Genomic DNA, 25503 nt, shown 5'->3' on the forward strand with positions numbered 1-25503 from the left:
CCGCTGTAGGAGGCGCCACCGATAACGCTGCTACGGCCAGCTGGCGAGTGCCTCCCCCTCCTCCTTGTCTACGAGGACAATGTGCGCGCCGGGCAGGCTGCCGTACTCGCCAACCCACGACCGGAACTTGCGGTTTGCCACGGCACGATCTGTCCACCAGCCGTGCATGAGCGGCCAGCCCTCGACGGTCAGGATCAGGTGGTAGCGCTGCTCATCCACGGCAGTCGTCCCGGAAGTCTTCGTCAGTGAGGATCGTCAGATCCACCCCGGCCTTTTCGGCGCCGACTCGCAGGTCGGCGACGATCCCTTCCATTGTCGTCGGTATGCCCGGCGACGGCTGGTGGACGTTCATGCTGTGGCGCCAGCACAGGTCGAGCCAGCGTGGCCCGTCCCCCGTGTCGAGGGCGCGGGCCGTCGCACCGAGCCACCCGCACACCGCGCACGGGTAGAAGGCTGGCGACGGGATGCGGTCGATGACCACCCGCATTGGCGGGGACGCCGGCGCGGGCGGGAGGGCCAGCACGTCAACCCGCTGTTCTTGCAGCAGTTGGTCGACGGTCATGCGTCGACGCTTCATATGTCGGCCCCCGGGATTGCAGTGGTCGCGCCTCGGCGTAGTGATTGATGAATTCCGGACCATCAAGAGCATTGGATATGGCGCGGTGAAGGTAATTCCGTGGGCACTAGTACCGCGCTCGTACGTCGCCGAACACCCTCTTGGCTGTCTATAGCTGGCCCGGTCAGACCAGGCGCTGCACGTTGAACTTGACACAACTACACCGCTGGAGTCGTACGACGCGGGAGGGACATGCTTCGTTTTGCCCGGCGGTTCCGGCGCACAGGTACGCCGGCGTCGACCACTGAACGCATGTCGGCCAGGGCCGCGGTCGCCGGCGCCGTCATCGCGGCCGTCTCCGCCGTATCGGCGGTAGTCCGCTTCAACGCATCGAAGGAGCTCACCAATGCGCAGCGGGACATGCTTCTTCTCACCAGGGGGTCCCCGCGCACAGGTACGCCCCCGTCGGGCACTGAACGCGTGTCGGCCAAGGCTGCGGTCGCCAGCGCCGTCATCGCGGCCGTCTCTGCCTTCGCCGCCACCATATTGGCCATCTACGGCGTCAGCGCATCGAGGAATCTCGCCGCTACACAGCAGGTAGCTGCTGCTCGAACCGAGATATCTCAATACGTAGTACAGATGAGCCAGCTCGACCGCACCGGCGGATCTGCCAGCCGCAATGAGATCGTCACGCTAGCGAGTCAAGTAGACAGCCTAGTCAATCAGTACGGCCAGAAAAAGCTCAACGTGAGCGCTTCCACGTATCGACTGATAGGCCTATTCCTGACACTATCTACCACGGACCTTGAACTTGCAGAAAGAATGGCCCAGCGAGCATTAAGATTGGCCACCCGGCGGGCCCCTGACGGAGCCAGCGGACTGCGCATGGAGGACCCACTGGAGGCGCTACAAGCGTATCGAGTGCTCGCCGATGTCGCCGCACAGAACCTGGACTTCCCGACGATGACGAAGGAATATCAGGCGGCACTCGATATTTCCGAGAAGGAGGGGAAGCGAAATCGGTACATTCGAATAGAAGCTCACCACTTCACGCGCGTCTATTGGACTTTGGACGCAATGATGCTTTTTGATGACCTAGGGGAACCGACCGCGGAGCAATGCAACGAGGTGCGACATTTGGCAGATGAGGCGCGTCAGGACTTCGCGGCATTGGGCAAGGCATACAGTCTCGATGGTCTAGAACGACTTTCGCAGCCTGTCCCGCAAGCTCACGCTTCCGCTTGTAAGCCGCAGCTATGTCACCTTCCGTGGCCTCAGTCGCATCCAGTTCCCCCAATGTCGCAGGCAAGGAACTACCAAGCTGAAGGTCGCGAATTCCTGTATCAAAGGATGAGACCAGAGGAATTTCTGCCTTCAACGCCTGCTGGTCCAGTTTCAGAGCTTTTGTGCGGTACGGCTCGCACGCTGCCTCTCGCTGGTGGTCCTGCCATGCCGACCATCCGCATGAGGCCAGCCCAGCCAACATCGCGAGAGTGATGGTCGACAGGCCGATGACTGCTGCCCGTCCCTGCCGCCTCGCCGTTCGCTCGACCTTCGCGATTCTCTCCCGCTTAGCTTCGGCGACAGCTTCGCGCTCCGACGCAGTTGCGTGATGACGGCACCCACCGCCAATCTCCTGCGGCAGTCGACAAGGCGTCCCCTTCTTCGTACGGCGGCCGCAGCGCGGCGCACTGGTGCGGGTCCCGGAGTGACCTCTTCGGTTGGGCATGTCGAGATTTTGAACCACGAACCATCCATGGGGGAGCCCTACCGCAGAATCACGGCCAACTGACTCGCACCAAGGTCTGAAGTCTTCGTGGCCGCGACGTCACCGCGGGTTCAAGTGCCACACCCACAAGAGGCGAACGGTCCCGGACCAGCCAACTCGGCCGGGACCCCCTGAGGCACCGTAAAGCGCGATCGCCGCATCTCGTCCGTGGGTGACCATGGCCAAGTCCCCCGCGGTGAACGGACCATGGGCTGTTGTCAGTGGCCGCACGTAGCATCCACACCATGGAGCTTGGCGACTTCCTTTACCAGGTCGGTACCACCTTCGGGGTGGGTGCCGACGCCAGCACGAGCAGCGACGCGGCGCGCCTACTCCGCGCGGCGCCAAATGAGATCGGGCACTTGGTGCCGGCCGGCTATCTCGTCGAGGGCAGCCCTGGACGAGGCAACGCGGCGGTCTGCCCGTGGGTGTCGTTCTTCGACCCCGATGAGACCACCACCGCGACCCGCGGCATGTATCTCGTCTACCTCCTCGCCGAGGACAGAAAGACCTTCGCGCTCAGCCTCAACCAGGGCGTCACCGAGATCACCAAGGCTCTGGGGGCCCCGGAGGCACGTCAACGGCTCGCCGCACAAGCTGAGGCCATCCGAGAAGCCCTTCCCGCCGAAGCCAGGACGGGCTTGGATACCGCGATCAACCTCGGTGGTAGGTCAGGGCTGCCCCGCTCCTATGAGGCCGGCAACCTCCTGGCCATCACCTACGAACTCGCCGCTATGCCCGACGAGCAGACGCTGCGCACCGACCTCAGCCGCATGATCACTCTGTACCAAGACGCCCTGGCCGTACGCGAGGAGGTACGACAGACCACCCGAGACACCATCGTCACCGTGGTCGAGCAGCCCCCCGGGCAGTCAAGCGAAAACCTGCTGCACTTTGCACCCAAGAGCGACGAAGAGTATGTACAGATAGTTACAGCACGAAAGCTCCGTAAAAGCCGCAGTCACGAAACCCTCGTGCAGCAGTACGGCAACTTCCTCCTCGCCCAAGGCGTCGAGGTGGGCACTAACCGCCATCCCCGAGACCTCGTCATCATCAAAGACGGCATTCACTGGCTCGCTGAAGCCAAGTTCATCCGCCGCGGCAACGCCACAGGAGCTGTACGCGAGGCTCTGGGGCAACTGGCCACCTATGCCTTTTTCCTGTACCCGGAGGACGCACAACCTCGCAGGATGGCGCTGTTCTCCGAGCCCGTCGGTGACGGGTTCACCCGACTCTTGGAGCATCACGGCATCGCGGCAGTGTGGCGCACCGGCGAGGGCTGGGCCGGATCACCATCCGCTATCGCGGCAGGACTTACTTAAAGAGGGCACCCGAGCGGCTGCCTGCACCGGCCGGAAGCAGCGTGGGCCTACGGACCGGAACCTGGAACCTCTGCTGCCCTTCTGCGGCATACAGGCGGTGCACCTGTCCGCCCCGGCCTAGATTGCGGAGACACGTTCAGCTAGAGGGAGGGCGAGTGTTGGAGCTGTTGTGGTTCCCGTGGGCAGCGGGTTGGTTCCTGCTCCTCGACAAACTGACGAGTCGGGAGGCCACGCGCAACGTCCTGTGGGTACTGGCCGCCATCGGCGGTCCCTTGGTCTGGGCGCTGACCCACATCGATGGTCCCGGACGCTGGCTCATTTGCGCGCTCTCCGCGCTCCCCCTGGCGTTCTTCCTCTTCATAGCCTGGTTCATCGCCGAACGACCCGCGGATACAGTGCCGCCTGCCTCTGACCAGCCTCAGGAGTCAGGGCGTCGGACATGCTTCCGGGAGAGCCCTCCCGCTGTGTGCTCGTGGGCAATGTGCCGTCGAGCATGCGTGTTTGCTGCCGACTCCTGAGGCCGGTGTTCGACAGCGACCACCGTGAGGTCAGACCTCATGCCCTGTAAACCAGTCGGGGGCGCCGTTCCCCAGGGCCGTGCATACGGCGCCAATGGAACGGCTTTCAAGACCGCTTCGCCTGGGCCGCCGAGACCGTCCTTGACCAGCCCGTTTCCTGGCCACGTGTGCCCCACATGGGTTGTCTTGGCCAGAGGATGGCCGCAGCGACACGCAACCGAAGCCGAAGCATGCGGGCGCCAAGAGGCCATGTGCCCCGTCCCGTTCCGAGCGGCCCCACGTAGTCCACCGGATTGTCAGTGCCACCCAGTACAGTGCCACGCGCCGCAGCTCGGTTCGACTCAGGACGCCCCAGAGGGCAAGTGGTTCAGTTTGATGCATGGATTACTGATTACAGGTACAGTGCTGCCATGACAGAGCAGGAGGAGGTCGTCAGCGACCTCTCGAAAGCAGCTGTGTTCGCCGGCATCTCGTGGGCGGTAGCTTCCGCGTACGCGGAGACAATGCGGGACTACGACCCGCGCCGCGGGTACGGACCCGGCTACGTCGGCTACACAGCTCATGGCCTCATCTGCGACCGCATGGATCGCGTCTTCTCATGTGGAGACTTCCAACTTCCCGTCGGCATACCGGCAGAGGCCGGGATGGATGCAGTGCGCGAAGGGTTGCATCCGACCGATGTCGACAAGATGCCCCGCGTCGGCCCTCACCTCGTCTCGTACTCCCCCCTCAACAACTCGCCAGGGTGGCAGTTCGGTTCGCGGCGGTGGCTCCTGCAGTCATTCCCCTTCGGAAGAAGCCGCAAGATTCGCTGGGCCACAAAGAGCGACACCAAACGTCGGGTTGCCTCGCACCCTGACCCTGACCCCGCACAACAGGATCTCTTCTCGGCCTGGCTGGACGAGTTCGAGCCCGTTCCCGCGCTCATGGATGCTGACGACGGGGAAGCCGTCGACACCTTCGTTGTCGGACACAGCATCCACGAGGAACTCAAAGAGCGAGAACTGATATTCGGCCGTCCTAACCTCGTAAGCCACCAGTCGTGGCACTGGAAGTACGACCTGATGACACTTCCCCCCGAACAAGGAGGGGGTGTGCCTGTCGGCTACGACCCGCAGCCGTACACTCCCAATCCGAACGAAGTTGTCTCTGACGCTCCGGTCCGTCTTCGCCAGACGCCAAAGGAGCGCAACAGTAACGAAACGAGTGGATGAGCATGAATTCTCGTCACCGATCCTCAGTCCAGATCGGTGATGTTGCGCAGCTCTTCGACGGAAGACGCTTGAGGTTGGCCCGCCAATTGGCGGGCCTCCGCAAGAACGGTTTGGCCGACAAAGTCGGAAAAACCCCTACAGCGATTGCCTCGTACGAAAAGAACACAAAGCGGCCAGCCCCGGCCACCGTTGCGCAACTGAGCCTCGCCCTGGGTGTGGATCCGTCATTCTTCCTGCCAGGGCCCGTGGAACTGGAGTTCTCGGACGTCGTTGCACATTTTCGCTCCCTGCGGTCCACCACTCAGTTGGCCAGAGATCAGGCGTTGGCATACGGCCTAGCCACGGTAGAGGTTTCTGCCACCCTTGAGAGGCATGTGGAGTTCCCTGTTGCGGATGTCCCGAACTTCGAAGCCAATGACGAAACCGACTCTCCGGAAGAAGCCGCAAAAATCCTGCGAGCCTCTTGGAACATGCCACTAGGACCACTACCGCACCTAGTGCGCAGCGCAGAGAATCGCGGCGTCCTTGTCGTTTTTAGTGCGCTTGCGAGCGCGAGCGTAGATGCGTATTCATTCGAGGGAATGTCTCGCCCGGTGGTCGCGCTAAATCCCACTAAGCGTGACTATTACAGGCAGCGATTCGACCTTGCTCACGAGCTGGGCCATCTAGTCATGCACACAGATGCGGAGCCCGGTTCATCTAATACCGAGACTCAAGCCGACCGATTCGCTTCAGAGTTCCTAATGCCAAAAGATCAGATCTCAGACCTTCTGCCAGCAAAAGCAGACTGGGGGCAATTGCAGCGCCTAAAGGAATCTTGGGGCGTCAGCCTGCAAGCCCTTCTGTACCGCTCTCGCGCATTGGGTGCAATGAGTGAGGTGACATATCGGAATGCAATGATGTTCCTAAGCTCCAAGGGGTGGCGGCGTCAAGAACCCGGCGTGATGCCCGTCCTGGAGCAACCGTCAATATTGCCAGGGGCCGTTGCCCTTCTTGAAGGCTCAGGAATTAATCAGCGCACTCTTGCCGATGAAGCACGCGTCCCCTTGGAACTCTTCCGGCAGATCTGCTCCAGGTTCCCCCAGCACAAGCCAGAGGCCGATGAGGAGTCCGAGAGGCAGAATCTCCCCGATGGTGTCGTATCACTTTTTTCTGGCAAGTAGACCTGCGGGACACGCAGGGCAGGGGGAGATTAAATGAGAATCAACTTCAATAAGGAAAGTTCCGCCTTGAACTAAGCGACGGTTGGTCTGTTGAGCCTAACAGTATCAATGAATTTACTGTGCCTCGCGACCGGGTAAGCCAGGCAATCTTGCCTCAGATTCGCGACTTCTTAAAGAGTGCCCGAGAAGTGCTGGAGCAGGAAGTTGACAACCCTGTTTCAATTCTCCTTAAGTCGCCCCTTATTGACGGAGTGCGAGTTTACGAGGGCGACGAACACGGCAGATACGAGAGCTTTGAGCTGCTCGACGAAGATAGGTTGTGCGTAATCACATGTGCAGATTACGCACGGGTTAAAGAAAGGGAAGATTTCAAAGAGCGCCTGGGCGATTATTTCGAACGGCGAGGGGTCGAGGTCTTATCGGTTCGATTCTGTGGACCCGCGGATTCAGTGGAAATGAATCTCGCAATTCCTGTCGATTGGAGCATCCCGCAATATACAGCCTTTTCGGACACCCTAGCCATGCTCTTGCAGCATGATCGGGTGAACCTAAAGACACCGTCGGGCGTCTACGCCTTGATTAGCGCCGGGGCCCCTTCTCTGGTCTTGGGTCAATCCGAAAATGATTGGCTAGAGGTGAAGCGGGAGAATTACGGCATCGCTGCTGATTCACAGAAGTATGAGTTTGCCTGCGATGTGGCCTCGTTCGCTAATTCGGATCAGGGCGGCTTGATTGTGATCGGCGTGGCCTCTGAGAAGGATCCATCGGGCAAAGATACACTCGCCCGTATTACGCCTTGCAGGCGCGGCTCACTAAACATTCAGAGATATATGCAAATCCTGCAAGAGCGCGTGATCCCTCCGGTGGAGGGGTTAGTTATGGATGTTGTGCCAGTCGGATCCGGTGACATTATGGCGGTGTACATTCCGCCGCAACCAGAGGAGATCAAGCCGTTCGTTGTTAAGGGGGCAATGATCGGATCAAAGGTGAGCGGTTCGTATCTTTCGATCCCTCACCGCCGCGGCTCCGACAAGTGGGCTATGAGTCCTGAGGCAATTCATTCCATGCTTGTCGCTGCGCGTACTGTACTGCGGGCTAAAGGGTCGGGTCATCCTTCGGGCACTCAGCGGGAAAGCCAGTAAATACCGACGTTGGAGTCATAACCTTCGAGGCTCGCGCCAGAGCCGCTAGCAAAAGTCGTGGAGCCGACCGCCCCAGCTACAGCAGAGTTTCCCGTCTCCGCCCGCAGCACATAGGTCTTCCCGAATGATGACCGCGTCGGCGCGCACACCCGCCCCGAAACACGAGAGGCCCCGTCTCTCGACGGGGTCTCTTTGCGCTGCACGTCCGACAGAATTCGAACTGCCCTGGGATCACGCGCCAGGACGGGCCGCAACGTCAGCCGGCAGGAGTCGAGTGGTGAAGCCCTCGGCGCAAAGGCGCTTGTAGGCGGCCACGACGGCATCCGGGACATCCTGCTCGATGGCCAGGCCCCAGCCGGGGAAGACGAGCACTCGTTGTAGGGCTCCCACGATCATGTCGATCACCATGCGAGCATCCCCGATGGAGTCGGCGTATTCCTCCAGGCCCATCGGCGTGGATGCGCACACAACCTCGACGTCAGCCCAGAGCTTGCGCATCATGGCGTACGAACGTCGCTCTTCGTACGGCTTGCTTACGAGCAGGACAGACGAGACCGTGATGCCAGCCGCGACCAGTACCGCTTTCGTGAACTCGATGTTCTCGCCGGTGTTCGTCGCACGCGGTTCCAGGAGTACAGCGGAATCGGGTACCCCCAGTTGCAACGCTCGCTCTCGGTAGTGGACAGCCTCTCCACGCGGCATGCGCGCTCGTGTCGTAGGGCTAGTGGCCCCAGTGAACACGATGACCGGCGCCATACCTTGGTGATACAGCTCAGCTGTCACGTCAGCCACCCTCAGGTCGTGGCTACCCAGACCGACGGCCACCGAACAAGGCCGCGCGTCGTGGTGCATGCGGTGGTAGTCCCACAGAAGCTGGGCATCCGCCCATGCCTGTGCCGAGATCATTCCTGGCCCTTCCTGTCTTGTGCCGAGTCCGGAACCTTGAAGTCGTACTCCCACGCGAAGCGAGAGGCTGAGTGGATACCCACCGCGAACTCGACCACCGTGCCCTCTGCCGTGTACGTGGTCCGATGAAGCTCGACCACGGGTTCACCGACAGGGAGTTGCAGGAGCTGCACCTCGTCCGCGGTCGGGACTCGGGCGAACAAGGCCTCTCTCATGTGGTCGATCTCGTATCCGGCGTCGTAGAGGACCCGGAATCCGCCGCCACGACCGGCAGGGCCCGGAGTGGGGTCGACGATGCGTGTTCCCTCGACGTGCTCCGGTCTGTAATAGCTGGTCAGGGTGTGGGTCGGCTGCGTTCCCTCCTTCACGAGGCGGGCGCGCGCGTACACCTCAGAGCCGACCGGGACACCTAGCCCCTCCGCCACGAGGCTGCTCGCCTGCACGCGGCCCACGGTCTGCGTCTGTTCGTTGCGCTTGTAGGCCCGGCCTGAGGCAACGCGGTCAGCGATGAACGCGACCTCGTCCCCGTCGCGCCACTTCGCCTTGTCGTAACGGGCGATGCCGAGCCGCTTGAGGGGAGTGCGCGGACGCACCACGGTGCCGTGACCGCGTGTAGACGTCACGAGGCCTTCAGCCTCCAAAGCCTTGTAGGCCTGATGAACGGTGGCCTTAGAGCCTTCCCCCGCGTCGACCAACTCTCTGATCTGGGGCAACTGGGCGCCCGGTGCGTACTCACCGTTCCTGATCTGCTCCGCGAGCCTGTCCGCCAGGTCGCGCCACTTCGGTGCCACGCAGAACTCCTCTCGACGCGAACTAGTGAAGCACAGTCCTAGGACTGTTGACAGTCCTAGGACTGCGTGCCACTGTCATCTCAGGCCGCTCGCAGTCCTAGGACAGCGAGTCGGGAGGGCTCTTCTTTGGGCTGCTTCCAGGCCGTGCCGGTTCGGGACAGCTCGCCTCTACGTGGGGTGGGGCCCCCTGCTGGTCGTTCCTTCAGAACTCAACAGTGTGACGAGTCGACGGGGTGAGATTCCCCGTCCCCGTGGCGACCCGGGTCAAGGTCGCCGGCGGCCACTTCCCCGCGCACCGACTCTGGACAAATCCCTCGGGATCATCCCTCCATTCCTGGAGGTCAGCCCTTGGTGATGCCACCTGGTGCGCGCTGCCCTGCTGGCGTCAGAGCAGTGACGATGACGCGCCCGATTCACCGGCTCGGGACCGGTCCGCCGCAGCAACGGCGGACCGGTGAAGCCGACCCCCTTCCGCCGCAGCGTCTGCTGCGGCTCGCCGGAGCACCCCTGAGCTTCCAAGGAGCCCTGATGGCTGCTGTTGAGATCGTTTCGTTCGGCTACCTGCACGACGAGCCGCCCGCCGCGTACCTGACCATCGACCTGCGCCACCACTTCCGCGACCCGCACGTCAGCCCGGAACTGCGGTACATGACCGCGGACGACGAGCCGGTACGCACAGCGGTGCTGTCCACCCCGGGTATCGCGGCCCTCGTGCTCGCGACCGCCGCGACGGTGGACGCCTTCACGTCCGGCCTGTCCGCCGGAACCGTCACCGTCGCCGACGGGTGCGCGGGAGGCCGGCACCGCGCCCCCACCTTCGCCCGTGCACTCGCCGAACTGCTGCGCGACGCGGGCCACGACGTCACCGTCCGGCACCGCGACCTCGACAAGGACGTCGTCCAGCGCTGACCGCCCGCTCTCGCCTCGGACCCGCCGCGCTGCGACGGGGGCCGCGACGGTGCCGGATCGAATCCGGCCCGGGGCGCTCCGGCCACCACCGGCCGGCCCTCACTCAAGGAGCAGACATGGCCCGCAAGAACACGATCATCGTCAACGGCGACCACACCGGCGACATCGGCACGGTCATCTCGGGCAATACGGGCCCGGTGGCGATGAACGGCGACATCCACGACGGCGACACCGGCACGAACAGCAAGGACACCGGCCGGCGCACGTTCTCCGGCAAGGGCATGACCGTCGTCGAGGGCGACAACCACGGCACCATCTCCCGCCGCTTCTGACGCGGACAGCCCCGGCCACCTGCCGTGAAGGGCGCCGGATCGAATCCGGCCCGGGGCACCGGCCGCAACTCTGCGGCCCGCCGCACCACTCGGGTGCGGCTCTCACCTCAACGGCGCGCGGTCCCCGGGATGCCCCCCGGGGACCGCTTTCGGGCCGTACCACCGACTAGGGAGAACACGACCCAATGAAGCACATCGTCACTGTTCAGGAAGCTGTTACCGCATTCGCCGACTGGAACGAGCCGACGGATGCGGAACTGGACACGATCGAGTCGGAAATGCCGCTGATCCTGGCGGACGTCGACCTGATCGACGCGCAGATCATCGCCATGGACCACACCCCGAACGAGGTCGACACCCGCCGCGTACGCCGCGCCCTCGCCCGGGTCCTCACCGAGTGGCGCACCCTCGCCAACCGCACCACCGACGAGATGACCACCGGGGACGCGGCATGAACGCCAAGACCACCAAGACCGTGCTTCCCGCCGTCGCCATGACGGCCGTGTCCATGGTCCTCACCCTGGCCGTGGTCTTGATGTGGCTGGGCACGGCGATGCCGTGGCCCGTCGCCCTGGTCGTCGGTCTCGGCATCGACGGCGGATGGCTGGCCACCCTCGCCTACGAACGCCGCCTCGCCGCCCAAGGCGACCACAGCCACGCCGTCACCGGCGTCGGCTGGTCCTTCGGCCTCATCGCCGCCGGCGTCCTCATCGCCCACGCACTCACCGCCGAAGAGTCCGCCGGCGCATGGCTGGCCGTGGCCTGGCTGCCCATCGCCGCCAAAGCCCTGTGGCTGGTCCACGGGCTGTGGGAGCGGACCGCACTCACCCCGAACGCCCTCGGAGCGATCCGGGGAATCCAGCAAGAGGCCCGCGACGAAGCCGCCGTGGCCCGCGCCCGCCTGCGGGCCGAAGCCACCACCGAGGAAACCCGGCTGACGGCCGTGACGCAGGCCGGCGCCCGCGTCGCACGCGTCCAAGCCAAGACCGCACAGACCCTCTCGCGAGCGTGGTCGACGCTGGAAACGGCACGGGACGGCGAGGACACCGGCAGGGCACTGACCAGCGTGACGAACCGCGTCACACCCGACGTCACACCCCGCTGGCAACTGCCCGTCTGGGGACCCACCGAACCGGTATCGGCGTTCAGCCTGGACGCGGCGCCCGCCCTCACCGACGAAGCGCTCGACGCGCTGGTCGACGAGATCCGCCACAGCGAAACCCCCGCCCTCTCCTACCGGGAGATGGCCGGCCGCTTCCGCGCATCCGGCCACTCCGCATCCGAGGTCCGCCTTAGGGCCGCGTGGAAGCGGGTGGTCGCGTGAACAGCGTCAGCACCACGCAGGTGAAGGCATTCAGCTTCGGCGGCGGTGTGCAGTCCACCGCCGCCCTGGTCCTCGCGGCCACGGGCGAGCTGGACTTCCGCACGTTCCTGATGGCCAACGTGGGCGACGACTCCGAGCACCCCGGAACCCTGCGCTACCTGCACCAGTACGCAATCCCCTACGCCGAAGCACACGGCCTTGAGCTGGTCGTTCTCGACCGGATCATGAAGCGCTCCGGTGAGGTCCGCACTCTCTATCAGGACCTCACTCGCGAGGGCTCGCGGTCGCTGAAGATCCCGGTGCGGATGTCGAACGGGGCCCCGGGCACCCGCTCCTGCACGGCCAGCTTCAAAATCGCCGTCATCGGCGACGAGCTCAAACGCCGCGGGGCAACGAAGGACGCGCCTGCCACGGTCGGGATCGGAATCAGCCTCGATGAGATCGCCCGCGCCAACAAGCGGCGCTGCGAACCGCACGAGCGGATCGAATACCCGCTGTTAGAGCGCGGTATCCGGCGTATCGACTGCGCCCGCATCATCCGTAACGCGGGCCTGCCGGTGCCGCCGAAGTCATCGTGCTGGTTCTGCCCCTTCCACCGTCCGGAAACGTGGCACGACATGCGCCGCGGCGATCCGGAGCTGTTCGAGCGCGCGTGCCAGCTCGAAGAACTCCTCAACCGTCGCCGTGACGAACTCGGCAAAGACCACGTCTGGCTGACCCGGTTCAACCGGCCCCTGCGCAAGGCGATCCCGGACGGCGTGGACACGCTGCCGTTCGACGAATGGGACTCCGGCTGTGACTCCGGCTGGTGCATGACGTGAGCAACCAGCACACCGCCCGGACCTTCCAAGCACGATCCGGCGGGGTCCGTCCACCCGCTCGCAAGGGGGCCTGTTGAGCATCTGCCGCGAGACCGCCGCCGACGACTGCGCCCGCACCGTGGGCCTGATGGCCGCCCTCGGTGACTCCCTGCCCCCTGACCGCGAGCCGGACGAGTTCGAACTGATCGTCGCCCGTGCCCTGTACGCCAACCAGTGCGACCAGCCGCCCGCCGGCCACACCTACCCCAGGAAGGGATGACCATGGCCAACTCCGACATCCGCCGTCTGGACCGCGAGATCCAACAGACGCAGAAAAAGCTGGAAGCCGTCCGCCGGGGCGAGTGGTGGCCGCTGAACGGCTCGGAGCGCCGCGCCATGGCCCGCGCCCTGGCCGGCGGCGCCTACCGCGCCTCCCGCGGCCGCAGCACCAGCCGTGCCGAGGAGCGGATGGACAGCACTGGTTCCGCTGCCGAGATGCGGCTGAACGCGGAACTGACCGCCCTGCACGCCGAGCGCCAGCGCCTCATCACCGAGGCCGCCCGCGTCAAGGCCGCCAAGAAGTCTTCCCGCTGGTTCTGACCAGCCCGCACCACCCGCCTGGGTGACCGCCCCCTGCCACGGACACGGCCACCCCGGCGCCCTCCACAACTCCCGCCCCCGAAGGGGCAGTCAGGAGATCCCTCAGCATGTCTGAGAACGTCGTTCACCTCCACAAGCCCACCGACCCCCCGACCGACGACGCGGCGCCCACGGTGCTGACCGTCGTACCCGACGCCCCGCCGGCGCCCCCGGTGCCGCTGTGGGTGCGCTCCGGGCGGGCGGTCAAGACCGCGGTCACGCACGAGACCACCAAGACAACCGCCCGCGCCGTCGCCCGGCATGGCCTCTACACATTCAACGGGGGCCGGATCGTGGCCCGCCGCGCCTGGGACGGCAAGACCGGGGCCCGCTACGAGCGCATGATCCGTACGGCGGAAGCCGCGGGGAACCTGGAAGCGGCCGAGGAGTGGGAGGAGCGGTTGCAGCGCTTCCGCGCCGCCCGCCACCACCGCCGCATGGACCTGCTCCACTCGCCCGTAGAGGCCGCCAAGGGCATTGCGGTCGGGACGGGCGTGAGCATCGGGGTCCTGGTCGCGCTCGGGGTCGTGATGGCCATCAACAACCACGACGTCACCGACGTCATCACCCCGCTGAAAGCGACGATCGAGTTCATCGCCCTGCTCATACGGATCGTGCAGGTCGTCTGGGGTCCGGCTCTCACGATTGGCCCGTTCCTCACCCTGCTCGCCCTGTGGACCGTCGGTAGCAAGCAGCAGGCCGCCCCGCAGTGGGCGCTGCCCGCCAACGTCCGCAACAGCGAGGGCGAGCCGATCACCCCGTCCATCGTGGTCAAGGCGCTGCGGGACCTGGGGGTGCCCGCGCTGCGCAACGCCATCAAGGAAATGGGCGACGCCGGCGCGAGCATGCTCGGTCCGATCACCATCGCCGGATGCGGCGTGGAAGTCGACGTCACCCTGCCCTCCGGGGTGGCCACGAACGAGGTACAGAACCGGCGCCGCAAGCTTGCCGAGAACCTCACCCGGCACGAACACGAGGTGTTCATCACCATCCCGGAAGCGGCCCGCACGGTGCGGCTGTGGATCGCGGACTCCGGGGCCCTGGACGAACCGATCGGCCCATCCCCGCTGGTCACCGACGACACAACGACCTCCAACTACAAGACCGGCAAGGCGCCGTGGGGCCAGGATCTGCGCGGCGACGCGGCCACGCTGAGCCTGTACCAGCGGCACGTCCTGGTCACGGGCCGCTCGAACCAGGGCAAGACCGCCGCCCTGCGCGCGCTCGCCCTGTGGCTGGCACTGGACAAGTCGGTCCAGTTCTGGCTTGCCGATCTCAAGGGCATCGGGGACTGGAAGTGGCTCGACGGGATCGCCGGCGTCCTCATCGAGGGGCCCACCGACGAACACGTCATCCAGGCAACCGAAATGGTCGAAGACGCCGTGGACGAGATGAACCGCCGTGTCGAGGTCCGCCGGACCGACCCCACCGCGGTGTTCCCGCCGCTCATCGTCATCGTCGACGAAGCGCAGGTGGCGTTCATGTGCCCGGCGGTCGACGACCAGAGGCGCCCCTACGGCGGCTCCAAGGCCACCTCGCGGTACTTCATGGCCGTCCGGAAGATCCACAACCAGGGGCGTGCGGTCGACGTTCTGATGTGGCAGGGCACCCAGGACCCCACCGACCAGAACCTTCCCAAGCTGGTCCGTGAGGGCGCCCACACCCGCGCCTCCCTCGTTCTCGGCACCGAGTCACAGTCCCGCATGGCGCTCGGAGACAAGGCCGTCGACGACGGCGCCGCCCCGCACCTGCTGCGCCAGGGCCTGGACAAGGGAACCTTGGTCGTCGCCTCAGACGGCATCGACATGCCCAAGGGCCAGTCGTCCATCACCGTGCGCACGCACTACATCGACGACGACGGCGCCGACGCCATCGGCGAGCGCGCCAAGGCGCTGCGCGACGGAGTCACCACCCTGCACGCCATCGAGCGGGGCGAGGAGCGCGACCCGCTCGCCGACATCGCCACCGTCATCGGCGACAAGCCCCGGCTGAAGACGCAGGACGTCCTCAAGCGGCTCGCCACGCTGAACGAGGTCGCCTACGGCGACTGGTCGTTCCTGGACCTCAAGCGTGTGCTGGACGGCACCGGAGCCGAGCCCTACAAGTCCGACGGCCGCATGGTCGTCCCCGCCGACCGCCTCACCCGCGCCCTCGCCAACCGCGACACGGAAGGTTCCGCTTCCGCCGACGGATGACAGGGAGCCGACCCCCGACGGGCCAGGGAGGCAGGGAGAACTCCCTGAACGCCTCCCTGACCCGCCTCCCTGGCTTTGACCTGCACAAATGATCGTTCAGGGAGTCAGGGAGGCCCGCAGGTCAGACCCCCGAAAACCCCCTCCACAGCCACCCCGCAAGGGGGTGTCACAGCCTCCCTGAACCGTTCCGAGAAGGGATTCCGGATGTACCCCGAACACACCGGCCACCTGCCCGTCGAACGGGCCGTGACCATCCACCAGCCCGCGCCCCTCGCCCCCTACGACCTCGCCACGCCGGTAGCCATGGACCCGTACGCCGAGCGTCAGCCGGTGGTGTGGGTGCCGGACGCCTACGGCCGCATGGTGCCCATGCCCAAGCACCTCGCCCCGCCCGCCGTCATCGCCTCCGCGCCCCGCGACCTGACCCCGCTCCCGCTCCTTGACCCCATCGCGCAGCGCCTCATGGGCGCCGGCATCGGTGGCGGCGCCCTGTCCGCCGGGGCCGGATACGGCATCGGCGAAGTCATCAACGCCGCCGCCGGCTTCAGCGGCGGGGCACTGATCTGGATCGCCCTCGTCGTCCTCGCCCTGCGCACACCCGCCCGCGCCATCACCAGCGGCAAGGGCAGCACGGTCAACATTCGCAAAGCCGTCATCAAGCGCAGCCACTTCCACGGCTGAACACCCCCAGAGGAGAACCGTGTTCGACATCCGCATCATCTGCGACCCGGCCGACACCGACCGCATCGTTGCCGCGCTGGACAAGACCTTCACGGCCGGCACCGTGACGGTCTGCCCCACCCGCAGCGGCAAGCAGCACCGCCTCTACGTCGGAGCCAACCACCGCACCGACCCGCGCCCGCAGCCCACCCCCGAGGCGATCGAGGTGGGGCCGACGGCATGGCCGACGCCAGAAGACGCCTACGCCACCGCCCCCGGCATCACCTATGAGGTCGCGTGGACCGCTTCCACGGCCAGGACGCTCACCGAGAACCCGCACCGCGGCGACGTGGACCGTGAGTACTGGCTCCGCAAAGCCGCCCTGCTGGACCGCATCGCGCTGGAGCACGAGGCCGACGGCGTCCGCAACGGAACGGACGAGATCGCGGCCAACGCCGCTCACCAGCTCATCGAGATCGACCAGGACGGCGAGGGCGACTACGGCGGTGCCCCGTACTGGCCGGAGCACCCGGCCACGCTCGCCCATCCGCGCGGCTACGTCCGCCAGGAATACGCCGTCTGGGCCGAGAACCAGTAGCTACGCCAAGGGCGACCCCCACCTCTCGCCAAAGAACTCGGGGTCGCCCTTGCCAACCAGCCCACTACAGACCTGTTGGAGGTCTCCAGCATGACCCAACCGACCGACAATCGGCGAGAGGCCTTACTCGCCGCCGCCCTGAACGCCGCCGGCCGCGGCTGGCACGTCTTCCCGCTCCGCCCCGGCACCAAGCGCCCCGCCCTCCACGGAGAAGCCACCTGCCCGCATACCGGAGCTTGCGAGGCAGGCCACCGCAAGTGGGAGCAGCGCGCGACGACTAACCCCGAGCGCATCCACGCCACTTGGGCCACGGGTGCGTTCAACGTCGGTATCGCCACTGGTCCTTCCGGGCTGCTGGTCGTCGACCTCGACATGCCCAAGGACCACAGCAATGGGGACGCGCCTGACGGCGCGGCGACCTTCGGGGCGCTCTGCGAGCGCACGGGAAACGCCGTCCCCGACACCTACCGGACCCGGACTGCGAGCGGCGGCCACCACCTGTATTTCGCGGCGCCGTCCGGGGTGCGGCTGGCCAACACGGCAGGAACGATCGCTCCGTTGGTCGACACCCGGGCATGGGGCGGCTACGTGGTCGCCGCGGGCAGCATCACCCCCGCCGGACCCTACGAAGCCATCAGCGGCCCCGTGGCGGCTTCTCTGCCCTCGTGGCTGCTGAGCATTCTCAAACCCGCCCCCGTACGCCCCACAGGGCCTCTCAGGCCCCCAGCGGTCAACGGCAGCCGCGCGGCCCTCGCCGCGCTGGAGTGGGAATGCGCCGTGGTGTCCGCAGCCCCGGAATCGAAGCGCAACATCACGCTGAACCGGTGCGCCTTCAAGGTGGGGCGGTTCGTCGCATGGGGCGACATCGCCCGGCACATGGTGGAGGACGCCTTCCAAGCGGTCGGGGAGGCTCACGGACTCAGCGCTGCGGAGTGCCGCGCCACGATCCGCAGCGCTCTGGACGGCTCCATCCGCAAAGCCCGTCCCCGGGACGCGGCATGAGCACCCCGCCTCGCTCTCCCTTGGAAGGCCAACCCACCGCCACGACGGGCCCGCGCGCCGCTGAACCGAGCCCGCCCCCGCCGGCCGTGGGCGACCCGAAGGGCGTCGCCGAAGGCGTCCTCTCTGCTCTTCCACGTTCGAAGCGATTCCCGGTCCGCGACGCACGCCATCACGTCGACAACCCCACACCGGACCAGCCCGGCATCCGTATCTACGCCCCGCCGGTCTACCGCTCCCACGACGACGGGGCCCGCTGGTCCAAACGCCACGGCGACACCCCCACCGCCGCCTACGTCTGCGCCTGTAGCCAGACCCGCACCGCCACCGGAGCCCGCAGTGTGACGGCCCTGGTCGCCGACTACGACACCCACAAAGACGCCTGCACCGGAGCACCCCCGCTCACCGAAGGGAGGACGGCCGCATGATGAACCGCCCCGCCATCGAGACCGAGGAACTGCCCCCGCCCACCAATCCCCTGGCCGTGGCTCGCCGGCTGCTGCCCGACTGGCAGACCGAGGACGGACGGCTCGTGTGCCGGCGTTGGCGGGCATCGTGGATGCGCTGGAACGGGTCCTGCTGGCGCGAGGCAGAGGAAGCCCAGATCCGCAAGGCGATGTACACCCGCCTCGAACACGCCGTCTACCAGGCACCCGGCAAGGACGGGCAGACCGAGGAACGCGACTGGGCCCCCACCAAGCAGAAGATCGGCAACCTGCTCGATGCCCTCGGATCGATCACCCTGCTCCCCACCGACACCGACGCCCCCGCCTGGGTCAACGACCAGGGCGACACCGGACGGGACGAAGGACCCATCGTCGCCTGTGAAAACGGCCTGTTGCGCATCCGGGACCGTGCGCTCCTGCCGCACGGACCGGAGTTCTTCAACCTCGTCTCCGTACCGTTCGCCTACGACCCCGACGCGAGCGCACCCACGTGGCACGGGTTCCTCGCACAGCTCTGGCCCGATGACCCAGACTCCATCGCCGCACTTCAGGAGTGGTTCGGCTACGTCCTCTCGGGCCGCACCGACCAGCAGAAGATCCTGCTCATCGTCGGCCCCTCCCGCTCTGGAAAAGGCACTATCGCCCGCGTACTGAAAGCGCTGGTCGGCAAGGAGAACCTGGCCGGCCCAACCCTCGCGGGACTCGGCACGAACTTCGGACTGTCCACCCTGATCGGCAAATCCCTCGCGATCATCTCCGACGCCCGACTGTCCGGCAACGACAACAGCCAGGTCGTGGAGCGGCTGTTGACGATCTCCGGTGACGACACGATCGACATCGACCGCAAGTACCGCGAACCGTGGACGGGCCGCGTGCCCTCGCGACTGATGATCCTGTCCAACGAACTGCCGCACTTCGGCGATTCATCCGGGGTCATCGCCAACCGGTTCATCCTGCTCAGCACCCGGCTGTCGTGGCTCGGCAAGGAAGATCCCACCCTCACCGACCGCCTCACCGCGGAAATGCCCGGCATCCTCAACTGGGCCCTGGACGGGCTCGCCCGCCTCCAGCGCAACGGCCGGATCACGCAACCGCCGTCCAGCCGAGACGCGATCACCACCATGCAGGACACCGCCTCACCCACCAGCGCATTCATCCGCGAACGCTGCACCACCGGCCCCGCATGCAGCGTGCCCGTCGATGCACTGTGGACGGTCTGGCGCGACTGGGCAGAGGACAACGGCGTCCGCCCCGGCACGAAGCAGGTCTTCGGCCGCAACCTGCTCTCCGTCGTCCCCCAGCTCAACCGGACGCGCCCCCGCGACGAGTACGGCCGACAAGTGGTCACCTACAACGGGATCACCCTCGCCCAGCGCGAACCACATTTGCCTGAGTCGCGACTCATCGCGTCTCAAGACCCCTCTGAGTGCCGCTGAGTGCCGATGAGTCGCGACTCAGAGCAATGTGATTCCAACTTGTGGAGGACGCCGTGAGCGCACCCGCCCCCGTCCGGGCCGACCCCCGCGCCACCCTCCGGGATGGCCTGCCGGACCGGTACCTCACACCCGACGACATCGCCGAGATGTTCGAGGTGCCCATCGAGACCGTCTACCAGTGGCGCAAGAAGCGGACCGGGCCGCCCGGTTTCCGCATCGGCAAACACCTCCGATACGACCCCTCCGACGTCCGCGCCTACGTCAGCGAACGCAAGAGCGCCGACCAGGCCGCCGCCTGACGCGGCCAGACACGCACCGCACCGCTTTCCCCGGGGAGGGCCACACCGTGGCCCTCCCTTCTCCTTACCCAGAAGGGACCACCGCCGCATGGCAGGCCACATTCAAGACCGCTGGTTCAAGACCGAGACCACGTCCGACGGCAAGACCGCCAAGGTCAAATCCGACCGCTACGGCACTGGCTTGAGGTACCGCGCCCGGTACGTCGGACCCGACGGCACCGAGAAGAGCAAATCGTTCCGCGACAGGGAAAAGCGGCTCGCTGAGAAGTGGCTCACCAACGTCGAAGCCGACATGTCGCGCGGCCAGTACGTCGACCCGCGCACCGCGCGAACCACCTTCCGACAGTACGCGGAACGCTGGGTGAAGACGCACACGGGCGAGATCAACAGCCGGGAGGCAGCGGAACGTCGGCTCCGGCTGCACGCGTACCCGCACATCGGGACTCGCCCGCTCGGTTCGTTCAAGCCGGAGCACATCCGAGACTGGATCGCCGCCCTGGAAGACACCGTGCCGGCGGAATCGCACCGCCGCATCATCGTCGGCACCGTCTCGGCAGCGCTAAGCGCCGCGGTCGATGACGGACTCCTGAGCAAGAACCCCTGCCGCGCTCGAACGGTGCAGCTTCCGAAGCCAGGCAAGCCGCGCGTCACCCCGTGGACGGCAGACCAAACGTTCGGCGTGCGGGCCGCCCTCGAACGGCGCTTCCGGGCCGCCGTCGACACCGGAGCGGGATGCGGATTGAGGCAAGGGGAGATCTTCGGCCTCTCGGAAGACGAACTCGACTACGAGGGCGGTTGGCTGGCCGTAGGCCACCAGCTCAAGCGCATCCGCGGTAAGTACGTGTTCGCGTTGCCGAAGGGCGGCAAGGTCCGTGACGTGCCGCTCCCGAAGGCCGTGGGCGCCGCTCTCCGGGACCACGCCAAGGAGTTCCCTCCGGTCGAAGTGACGCTCCCTTGGCGTACGCCAGACGGCCCGCTCGTGACGAAACGACTCCTGTTCAGCGGGGTCGAAGGCAATCACTTGCGCGTGAGCAACTTCAATGACCACCACTGGAAGGCCGCTCTCGCTGCCGCAGGGATCATCCCGGCTCGGAAGGCGGGCGAGCGGTACGCGTCGGCCCCTGAAGACGGCATGCACGCGCTCAGGCACTTCTACGCGTCGGTACTGCTGGACGCGGGCGAGAACATCCGGGCGCTGAGTCAGTACCTCGGTCACAGCGATCCGGGGTTCACACTCCGGACGTACACGCACCTGATGCCGAGCAGTGAGGGACGCACCCGGAAGGCCATAGACGGGTTGTACCTGTAGGTGACGCGAGCGGCGGTGGGGGCCCCGCCGCCGTCCCTGGTCACTGGGAGTTGTACGCCTTGACGCTCACCGCGGGACCGTCGGAGTATCTGGCTACCGCGCGGATGGCGTCGCCGGTGACCTTGACGATTGCCGTACCGCGAGCCGGGACGCGAACCAGCGCTCCGATGGGGGTAACGGAGATCGCTTGCTGCGTCTCCCCCTTAGCCGGCTGGTCGTAAACGAGGTAGGCGACGCGCGCCGAAACCGCGAAGTCGTCGGTGTTCGTCACGCGCACGGCGGCGAAGCGGGAAAATTTGCTGACGGTGCGCCCAGCAGCGTCCAGCGTCTGGGTACTCACCGCGTGGAGGTTGGCCCGGATCTTGGCGGTGGTCAGGTGAGTAACGGTGACGCGAACGTCGTAAACCTGGTGCTCGCCGGGCCCGGAGAAGCGCAGGATGTCGTAACCCCACCCGTAAGGAACCACCAAACGGCCACTGTCGCTGCCAAAGACGGTTCGGACCTGCACCCCTGGCAGCGGGTGACGATGCCGGTCAAGCGCGGTAAACGCCAGTACAGGGACGACCGAGTTCGGGTCGGCGTTGCTAATGGCCAGGTTCTGATCGATCACGCCGTCGCCACTATGCCGGTGATACGTGAACGTCAGCGCATTCTCGACAGCTGCGCCGTGGTCCTCCGTTCCGCCCTTCGCAGGACGGCACCCAACGAGCAGTAACGCCGCTATAGCCGCCCAGACCCACGCCACAGCCCGTCTTCGTCCCACTTTGCCCCTCCGCAACGTGCGTCCGCACCCCCCATACCCCAGAGCGCCGTCGGAGCCTAGCCCGGCCCGACGGCAGAAGTGATCATGAGTTGGCAAAAGAGGCAAGCGGGACCACGCTAGCCAGGTTTCCGTGATCTACGGCGCAAAGCCGAGCTCTGCTCGCACAGCCCTGCTGGTGCTGTCACGGCCCATACACGGCCCAGAGCACAGACCGTGCGCCCATCCCACACGAAGTACCTGGTCAGACGCTCCGCCAGCCGCGATAGGGCCACTTCATCTACTTCTGGCCCCTGTACACGGGCACGGCGATCCCCATAGACCAGTGGCGCTCCCGGATGTGGCTGGACACCTGGGTCTAGCTGGGCAGAGCCGCTACGCGGGCTGCAGATAGGAGTGGAAGACGTTCTCGGGGTCGTACCGCGCCTTCAGAGCCCGCAGACGCTCCCAGTCGGCCGGCGCGAAGGATCGGCGTGCCCGGGACACATCGGCGGTGAGGTCCGCCTCGGCGACGTAGTGGCCCGTGCCGAGCGGTTCGACGGCGTGCATGGCATCGCGCAGCCAGCGCATGTTCACGTCGTCGGCCGCGGGGTCGCCCCAGATCGCGAAGGGAGCCACGTAGCTGCTGCCCAGCGCCGAGAAGGCGATGTCGTGCATGCGTGCCTTCTCCGGGGAGACCGGTGTCACGGGTGCGAGTACGAGGGTCTTGTCGGAGGGGGCATCGGCGAGCGCGTCGGCGAGCGGTGCCAGCAGCGTTCCGTAGTCCGCGTCCGACCACAGGGTGTCGACGGCGGAGCGGTGGTGTGCGGGCCACATCGTCCCGGACGTCTCGTAGAGGGCCTCGAACGAGGTCGGCTCGTCGAGCTGCCGGCAGAGGGCACGGTCGGCGAGGGGGCACGTGCGCAGAGGTCCGAGGGCGCGGATCGCCTCCTCCCGCGAGTCCGCGAACGCGGTGGCGGCGACGACGGCCACCTTGGGCCCGGGCGAGGCCGCCGGCATCTCCGGGGAGGCCGTCTGGAGTACGTAGGAGAGCTCGACGGTTGCGGGGAGCCGGGTCGCGGCCTCGGTGGCCCATTGGGTCACGGGTCCGAGCTCCGCCAGCGGGAAGGTGTATGTCGTCGTGGCGACCGCCGCGGGGAGCGGGTACAGACCGAGTCGGAAGCTGGTGACGACCGCGAAGAATCCGGGCCCCGCCCCGCGTGCCGCCCAGAACAGGTCGGGATTCTCCTCCGTGCTGCACGTGAGGACCTCGCCGTTCGCGGTCACGCATTCGATCTGCCGAACGCTTACGCAGGCCGGTCCCAGTGCGGGGGAATTCCAGCCGAGTCCGCCGCTGAGGAGGTATCCGCCGAGGGCCACGGATCCGCAATGCCCGGCGGGGAACGCGAGGCCGTACGGGGCGAGTTCCGCGATGAGGTCGCGACCTGTGACGCTGGGCTGCACGGTCGCCGTCGCGGAGGCCACGTCGATGTCGGAACGCCGGAGCCCGGAGAGGTCGATGAGCATGCCTCCGTCACGTAGCGGTGAGCCGCACCAGCTGTGCCCACCCGACCGTACGGCGATGCGGAGGCCCTGGGATCTGGCCAGTTCGACGGCGGCCGGAACATCCCGCTCCGAGGCCGCCCGGACGATCACATCCGGAAACCGGTCCGGTTTGAGGTAGTTGAACAGCATCGCTGCCCACGTCTCGTCGTATCGGGGATCGCCCCGCCGGACGATTTCTCCCTCGATACGTCGTCGAGTCCGTGCGTGTACGCCCATCATGACCCCACTAGTTGGTGGTCAGGCTGAAAACCGCGATGAAGATCAACCAGCACAGGACCACGACCGCGGCTCCCGCCACATGGGTGCGCAGGGAGCGTGACCGGCTGGGCAGCAGCCAGAAGGCCAGGGCTCGGTTCACCAACGGCATGAGCACCCAGGTGAGGATGCTGACGCTCAGTACGTTCGAGAGGAACAGGCCCACACTTGTGGAGATGCCCAGGACGCCGAATTCATGACCAACTGTCAGATTCAGGACCATTACCGTGGGATAGAGAGCCAGCACCACGCACATGGCCTGTTTCCAGTTGGGCGGGACCCCTTTCTCCGTGCCCTCGCCGAAGCGGAACCAGCCACTGAACGCCGTCCCCACCTTGCGCACATCATATGAGAAGAAGTAGTCGTCACCCTCGTGCAATAGCTCCGCGCGGGAGTCGGATCCGAGCCAGTCCTCAAGATGTTGGCGGGTGTCGAACCGGAAGACGACGACCCAGTGTTCCTGAATTCCCTCGACAGGCTTGAACAACTCACTCCCCATGAAGCCCGGAAACTTCTCCTGCGCTTTCAGGACCCTGTCCTGCCAGCGCTCGAAATCCTGCTCCCGCCCCGGTCGCACGTCATGGGATATGACTGCCGTGACCGCTTCCCGGGGAGGCGCCGACGCCGCGCCTGCGAGGACTTGCTGCGTGGGCGCCCCCTCCAGCAGTGGGCGGCCCTCGGCGAGCAGATCCCGGCGAGCGCCGGAATCCAGCCATGCGGTGAGTTGGTCGATGCGGGAGAATCGGAACACCACCACCCATTCGCGCTCCCCGACGGACCCGGGAGGGTACGTCTCGGTGCCCTCGAATCCGTCGAAATCCCGCACGACCCGGTTCGTCTTCTCCTGCCAGCGCTCGTATTCGTCGCCCCGGCCCTCCCTCACCTTCTGGGAGGTCACGACGGTCGCACCGCCTCCTCCACGGGCAGCGCTTGCACGGTCACTCATACCGAGTAGTCTAGTACAAAGGGGAATTATCGGATACTTGGGTGAATATTCCTCAAGTGTTCCTCAGGTGTCACTGAGTGGAGGTCCCCTATGGGTCACATGGGTCACAAGGAATTCCTGACCGAAGCGGTGCGCCTGGCGACCGAGTCCGTGAACAAGGGATGGGGCGGTCCGTTCGGCGCCGTTATCACCCGCGACGGCGAAATCATCGCCCGTGGTCAGAACCGCGTACTCCTCACCGGCGATCCGACCGCACACGCCGAAGTGGAGACCATTCGCAAGGCAGTTCAGAGTCTCAACCCGGAGGCACCTTCCATCTCGGAGGAGCACCAGAACGAGAGCACCCTCGAATATGTGCCTCGCCCCGAAGGATCCCCCGACCTCCTGCCGGAGCGGGCCAGAATGCTCAAAGGATGCTCGATCTACATCAGCGGCGCCCCGTGCCCGATGTGTATGAGCGCCATTTACTGGTCACGGATCGAGGCCGTCTACTACGGCTCCGACCTGGAGGCGACCCGGAAGATCGGATTCGACGACTCCTTCCAGTACGAGGACTTCCAAAAGCCCCTCGCCCAGCGGCGGATCCAGATCGAGCAGATCTACCCGGAGTTGGGTGCCGAGGCCTACGCGGCGTGGACGGACAAGCCCGACCGGCATCCGTACTGACCCGC

At 66.0% G+C, this 25503-nt stretch carries 28 protein-coding genes; 21 read left to right on the forward strand and 7 right to left on the reverse strand.

Annotated elements, in window-relative coordinates:
- Window positions 1-30: 30 nt before the first annotated feature.
- Together ACFVWD_RS10640 and ACFVWD_RS10645 are read right to left on the reverse strand one after the other, a co-directional pair.
- A complete protein-coding gene (locus ACFVWD_RS10640; RefSeq protein ID WP_389595053.1) occupies window positions 31-219 on the reverse strand; it encodes a hypothetical protein in 189 nt (62 codons plus the stop codon).
- Window positions 212-562: a hypothetical protein gene (locus tag ACFVWD_RS10645; protein WP_389595055.1), complete on the reverse strand. Its 351-nt coding sequence runs from the start codon at window positions 560-562 to the stop codon at window positions 212-214. Before ACFVWD_RS10645 ends, ACFVWD_RS10640 begins: the two co-directional genes overlap by 8 nt.
- Before the next feature lie 306 nt (window positions 563-868).
- Here ACFVWD_RS10645 and ACFVWD_RS10650 point away from each other — a divergent pair, with 306 nt between their 5' ends.
- The 5 genes from ACFVWD_RS10650 to ACFVWD_RS10670 all read left to right on the forward strand — a co-directional run bounded on the left by ACFVWD_RS10650 (window position 869) and on the right by ACFVWD_RS10670 (window position 7683).
- Entirely contained in the window at window positions 869-2053 is a 1185-nt protein-coding gene (locus tag ACFVWD_RS10650) for a hypothetical protein (protein WP_389595057.1), read from the forward strand.
- Window positions 2054-2569: 516 nt separating this feature from the next.
- Window positions 2570-3646 carry an MrcB family domain-containing protein gene (locus ACFVWD_RS10655; RefSeq protein WP_389595059.1) on the forward strand — a complete coding sequence of 359 codons (1077 nt, stop codon included), beginning with the start codon at window positions 2570-2572 and terminating at the stop codon, window positions 3644-3646.
- Window positions 3647-4574: 928 nt separating this feature from the next.
- Window positions 4575-5378 carry a hypothetical protein gene (locus tag ACFVWD_RS10660; protein WP_389595060.1) on the forward strand — a complete coding sequence of 268 codons (804 nt, stop codon included), beginning with the start codon at window positions 4575-4577 and terminating at the stop codon, window positions 5376-5378.
- Window positions 5375-6541, forward strand: a complete 1167-nt coding sequence (locus ACFVWD_RS10665; RefSeq protein ID WP_389595062.1) for a helix-turn-helix domain-containing protein — start codon at window positions 5375-5377, stop codon at window positions 6539-6541. The genes ACFVWD_RS10660 and ACFVWD_RS10665 overlap by 4 nt, the downstream gene beginning before the upstream one ends.
- 188 nt (window positions 6542-6729) lie before the next feature.
- A complete protein-coding gene (locus tag ACFVWD_RS10670) occupies window positions 6730-7683 on the forward strand; it encodes a helix-turn-helix domain-containing protein (protein WP_389595064.1) in 954 nt (317 codons plus the stop codon).
- 231 nt (window positions 7684-7914) lie between these two features.
- Here ACFVWD_RS10670 and ACFVWD_RS10675 read toward each other — a convergent pair whose 3' ends face one another.
- Together ACFVWD_RS10675 and ACFVWD_RS10680 are read right to left on the reverse strand one after the other, a co-directional pair.
- A complete protein-coding gene (locus ACFVWD_RS10675) occupies window positions 7915-8589 on the reverse strand; it encodes a YdcF family protein (protein WP_389595066.1) in 675 nt (224 codons plus the stop codon).
- Window positions 8586-9380 carry a GntR family transcriptional regulator gene (locus ACFVWD_RS10680; protein WP_389595067.1) on the reverse strand — a complete coding sequence of 265 codons (795 nt, stop codon included), beginning with the start codon at window positions 9378-9380 and terminating at the stop codon, window positions 8586-8588. Before ACFVWD_RS10680 ends, ACFVWD_RS10675 begins: the two co-directional genes overlap by 4 nt.
- A 528-nt stretch (window positions 9381-9908) precedes the next feature.
- Here ACFVWD_RS10680 and ACFVWD_RS10685 point away from each other — a divergent pair.
- From ACFVWD_RS10685 to ACFVWD_RS10755, 15 genes are all read left to right on the forward strand, one after another.
- A complete protein-coding gene (locus ACFVWD_RS10685; RefSeq protein ID WP_389595069.1) occupies window positions 9909-10289 on the forward strand; it encodes an ATPase in 381 nt (126 codons plus the stop codon).
- Between the two features lie 116 nt (window positions 10290-10405).
- Entirely contained in the window at window positions 10406-10621 is a 216-nt protein-coding gene (locus ACFVWD_RS10690; protein ID WP_389595071.1) for a hypothetical protein, read from the forward strand.
- 185 nt (window positions 10622-10806) lie between these two features.
- The gene (locus ACFVWD_RS10695; protein ID WP_389595072.1) at window positions 10807-11076 is read left to right on the forward strand and encodes a DUF6284 family protein; all 270 of its coding nucleotides are present in this window, start codon (window positions 10807-10809) and stop codon (window positions 11074-11076) included.
- Window positions 11073-11945, forward strand: a complete 873-nt coding sequence (locus tag ACFVWD_RS10700; RefSeq protein WP_389595073.1) for a protein spdB — start codon at window positions 11073-11075, stop codon at window positions 11943-11945. Before ACFVWD_RS10695 ends, ACFVWD_RS10700 begins: the two co-directional genes overlap by 4 nt.
- On the forward strand, window positions 11942-12766 hold the full coding sequence (locus ACFVWD_RS10705; RefSeq protein WP_389595075.1) for a phosphoadenosine phosphosulfate reductase: 825 nt from the start codon (window positions 11942-11944) through the stop codon (window positions 12764-12766). Before ACFVWD_RS10700 ends, ACFVWD_RS10705 begins: the two co-directional genes overlap by 4 nt.
- 73 nt (window positions 12767-12839) lie before the next feature.
- Window positions 12840-13025, forward strand: coding sequence for a hypothetical protein (locus ACFVWD_RS10710; protein WP_389595077.1), 186 nt, complete (start codon window positions 12840-12842; stop codon window positions 13023-13025).
- 2 nt (window positions 13026-13027) lie between these two features.
- Window positions 13028-13345, forward strand: a complete 318-nt coding sequence (locus ACFVWD_RS10715) for a hypothetical protein (RefSeq protein ID WP_389595079.1) — start codon at window positions 13028-13030, stop codon at window positions 13343-13345.
- A 107-nt stretch (window positions 13346-13452) separates the two neighbouring features.
- A complete protein-coding gene (locus tag ACFVWD_RS10720; protein WP_389595081.1) occupies window positions 13453-15579 on the forward strand; it encodes an FtsK/SpoIIIE domain-containing protein in 2127 nt (708 codons plus the stop codon).
- A 204-nt stretch (window positions 15580-15783) separates the two neighbouring features.
- Window positions 15784-16260: a hypothetical protein gene (locus ACFVWD_RS10725; protein ID WP_389595083.1), complete on the forward strand. Its 477-nt coding sequence runs from the start codon at window positions 15784-15786 to the stop codon at window positions 16258-16260.
- A gap of 19 nt (window positions 16261-16279) precedes the next feature.
- Entirely contained in the window at window positions 16280-16837 is a 558-nt protein-coding gene (locus ACFVWD_RS10730; RefSeq protein ID WP_389595085.1) for a hypothetical protein, read from the forward strand.
- Between the two features lie 90 nt (window positions 16838-16927).
- Window positions 16928-17839 (forward strand): bifunctional DNA primase/polymerase, encoded by a 912-nt coding sequence (locus ACFVWD_RS10735; RefSeq protein ID WP_389595086.1) that lies wholly within the window; start codon window positions 16928-16930, stop codon window positions 17837-17839.
- Window positions 17836-18264, forward strand: a complete 429-nt coding sequence (locus tag ACFVWD_RS10740; protein WP_389595088.1) for a hypothetical protein — start codon at window positions 17836-17838, stop codon at window positions 18262-18264. The genes ACFVWD_RS10735 and ACFVWD_RS10740 overlap by 4 nt, the downstream gene beginning before the upstream one ends.
- Window positions 18261-19718, forward strand: coding sequence for a phage/plasmid primase, P4 family (locus tag ACFVWD_RS10745; RefSeq protein ID WP_389595090.1), 1458 nt, complete (start codon window positions 18261-18263; stop codon window positions 19716-19718). The genes ACFVWD_RS10740 and ACFVWD_RS10745 overlap by 4 nt, the downstream gene beginning before the upstream one ends.
- Window positions 19719-19771: 53 nt before the next feature.
- Complete coding sequence (locus ACFVWD_RS10750; protein ID WP_389595092.1) at window positions 19772-20017, forward strand: helix-turn-helix domain-containing protein; 246 nt, start codon at window positions 19772-19774, stop codon at window positions 20015-20017.
- A gap of 88 nt (window positions 20018-20105) precedes the next feature.
- Entirely contained in the window at window positions 20106-21326 is a 1221-nt protein-coding gene (locus ACFVWD_RS10755) for a tyrosine-type recombinase/integrase (RefSeq protein ID WP_389595094.1), read from the forward strand.
- Window positions 21327-21366: 40 nt separating this feature from the next.
- On the opposite strand, the gene ACFVWD_RS10760 is transcribed toward ACFVWD_RS10755, so the two are convergent.
- The 3 genes from ACFVWD_RS10760 to ACFVWD_RS10770 all read right to left on the reverse strand — a co-directional run bounded on the left by ACFVWD_RS10760 (window position 21367) and on the right by ACFVWD_RS10770 (window position 24784).
- Window positions 21367-21936 (reverse strand): hypothetical protein, encoded by a 570-nt coding sequence (locus ACFVWD_RS10760; protein ID WP_389595096.1) that lies wholly within the window; start codon window positions 21934-21936, stop codon window positions 21367-21369.
- 525 nt (window positions 21937-22461) lie between these two features.
- On the reverse strand, window positions 22462-23760 hold the full coding sequence (locus ACFVWD_RS10765; protein ID WP_389595097.1) for an FAD-binding oxidoreductase: 1299 nt from the start codon (window positions 23758-23760) through the stop codon (window positions 22462-22464).
- A gap of 97 nt (window positions 23761-23857) precedes the next feature.
- Window positions 23858-24784, reverse strand: a complete 927-nt coding sequence (locus tag ACFVWD_RS10770) for an antibiotic biosynthesis monooxygenase (RefSeq protein ID WP_389595099.1) — start codon at window positions 24782-24784, stop codon at window positions 23858-23860.
- Between the two features lie 147 nt (window positions 24785-24931).
- On the opposite strand from ACFVWD_RS10770, the gene ACFVWD_RS10775 reads away from it, so the two are divergent.
- On the forward strand, window positions 24932-25498 hold the full coding sequence (locus tag ACFVWD_RS10775) for a nucleoside deaminase (RefSeq protein ID WP_389595101.1): 567 nt from the start codon (window positions 24932-24934) through the stop codon (window positions 25496-25498).
- The last annotated feature ends 5 nt before the right edge of the window (window positions 25499-25503 follow it).

The organism is Streptomyces sp. NPDC058086 (genome assembly GCF_042885015.1).
Classification (GTDB): domain Bacteria; phylum Actinomycetota; class Actinomycetes; order Streptomycetales; family Streptomycetaceae; genus Streptomyces.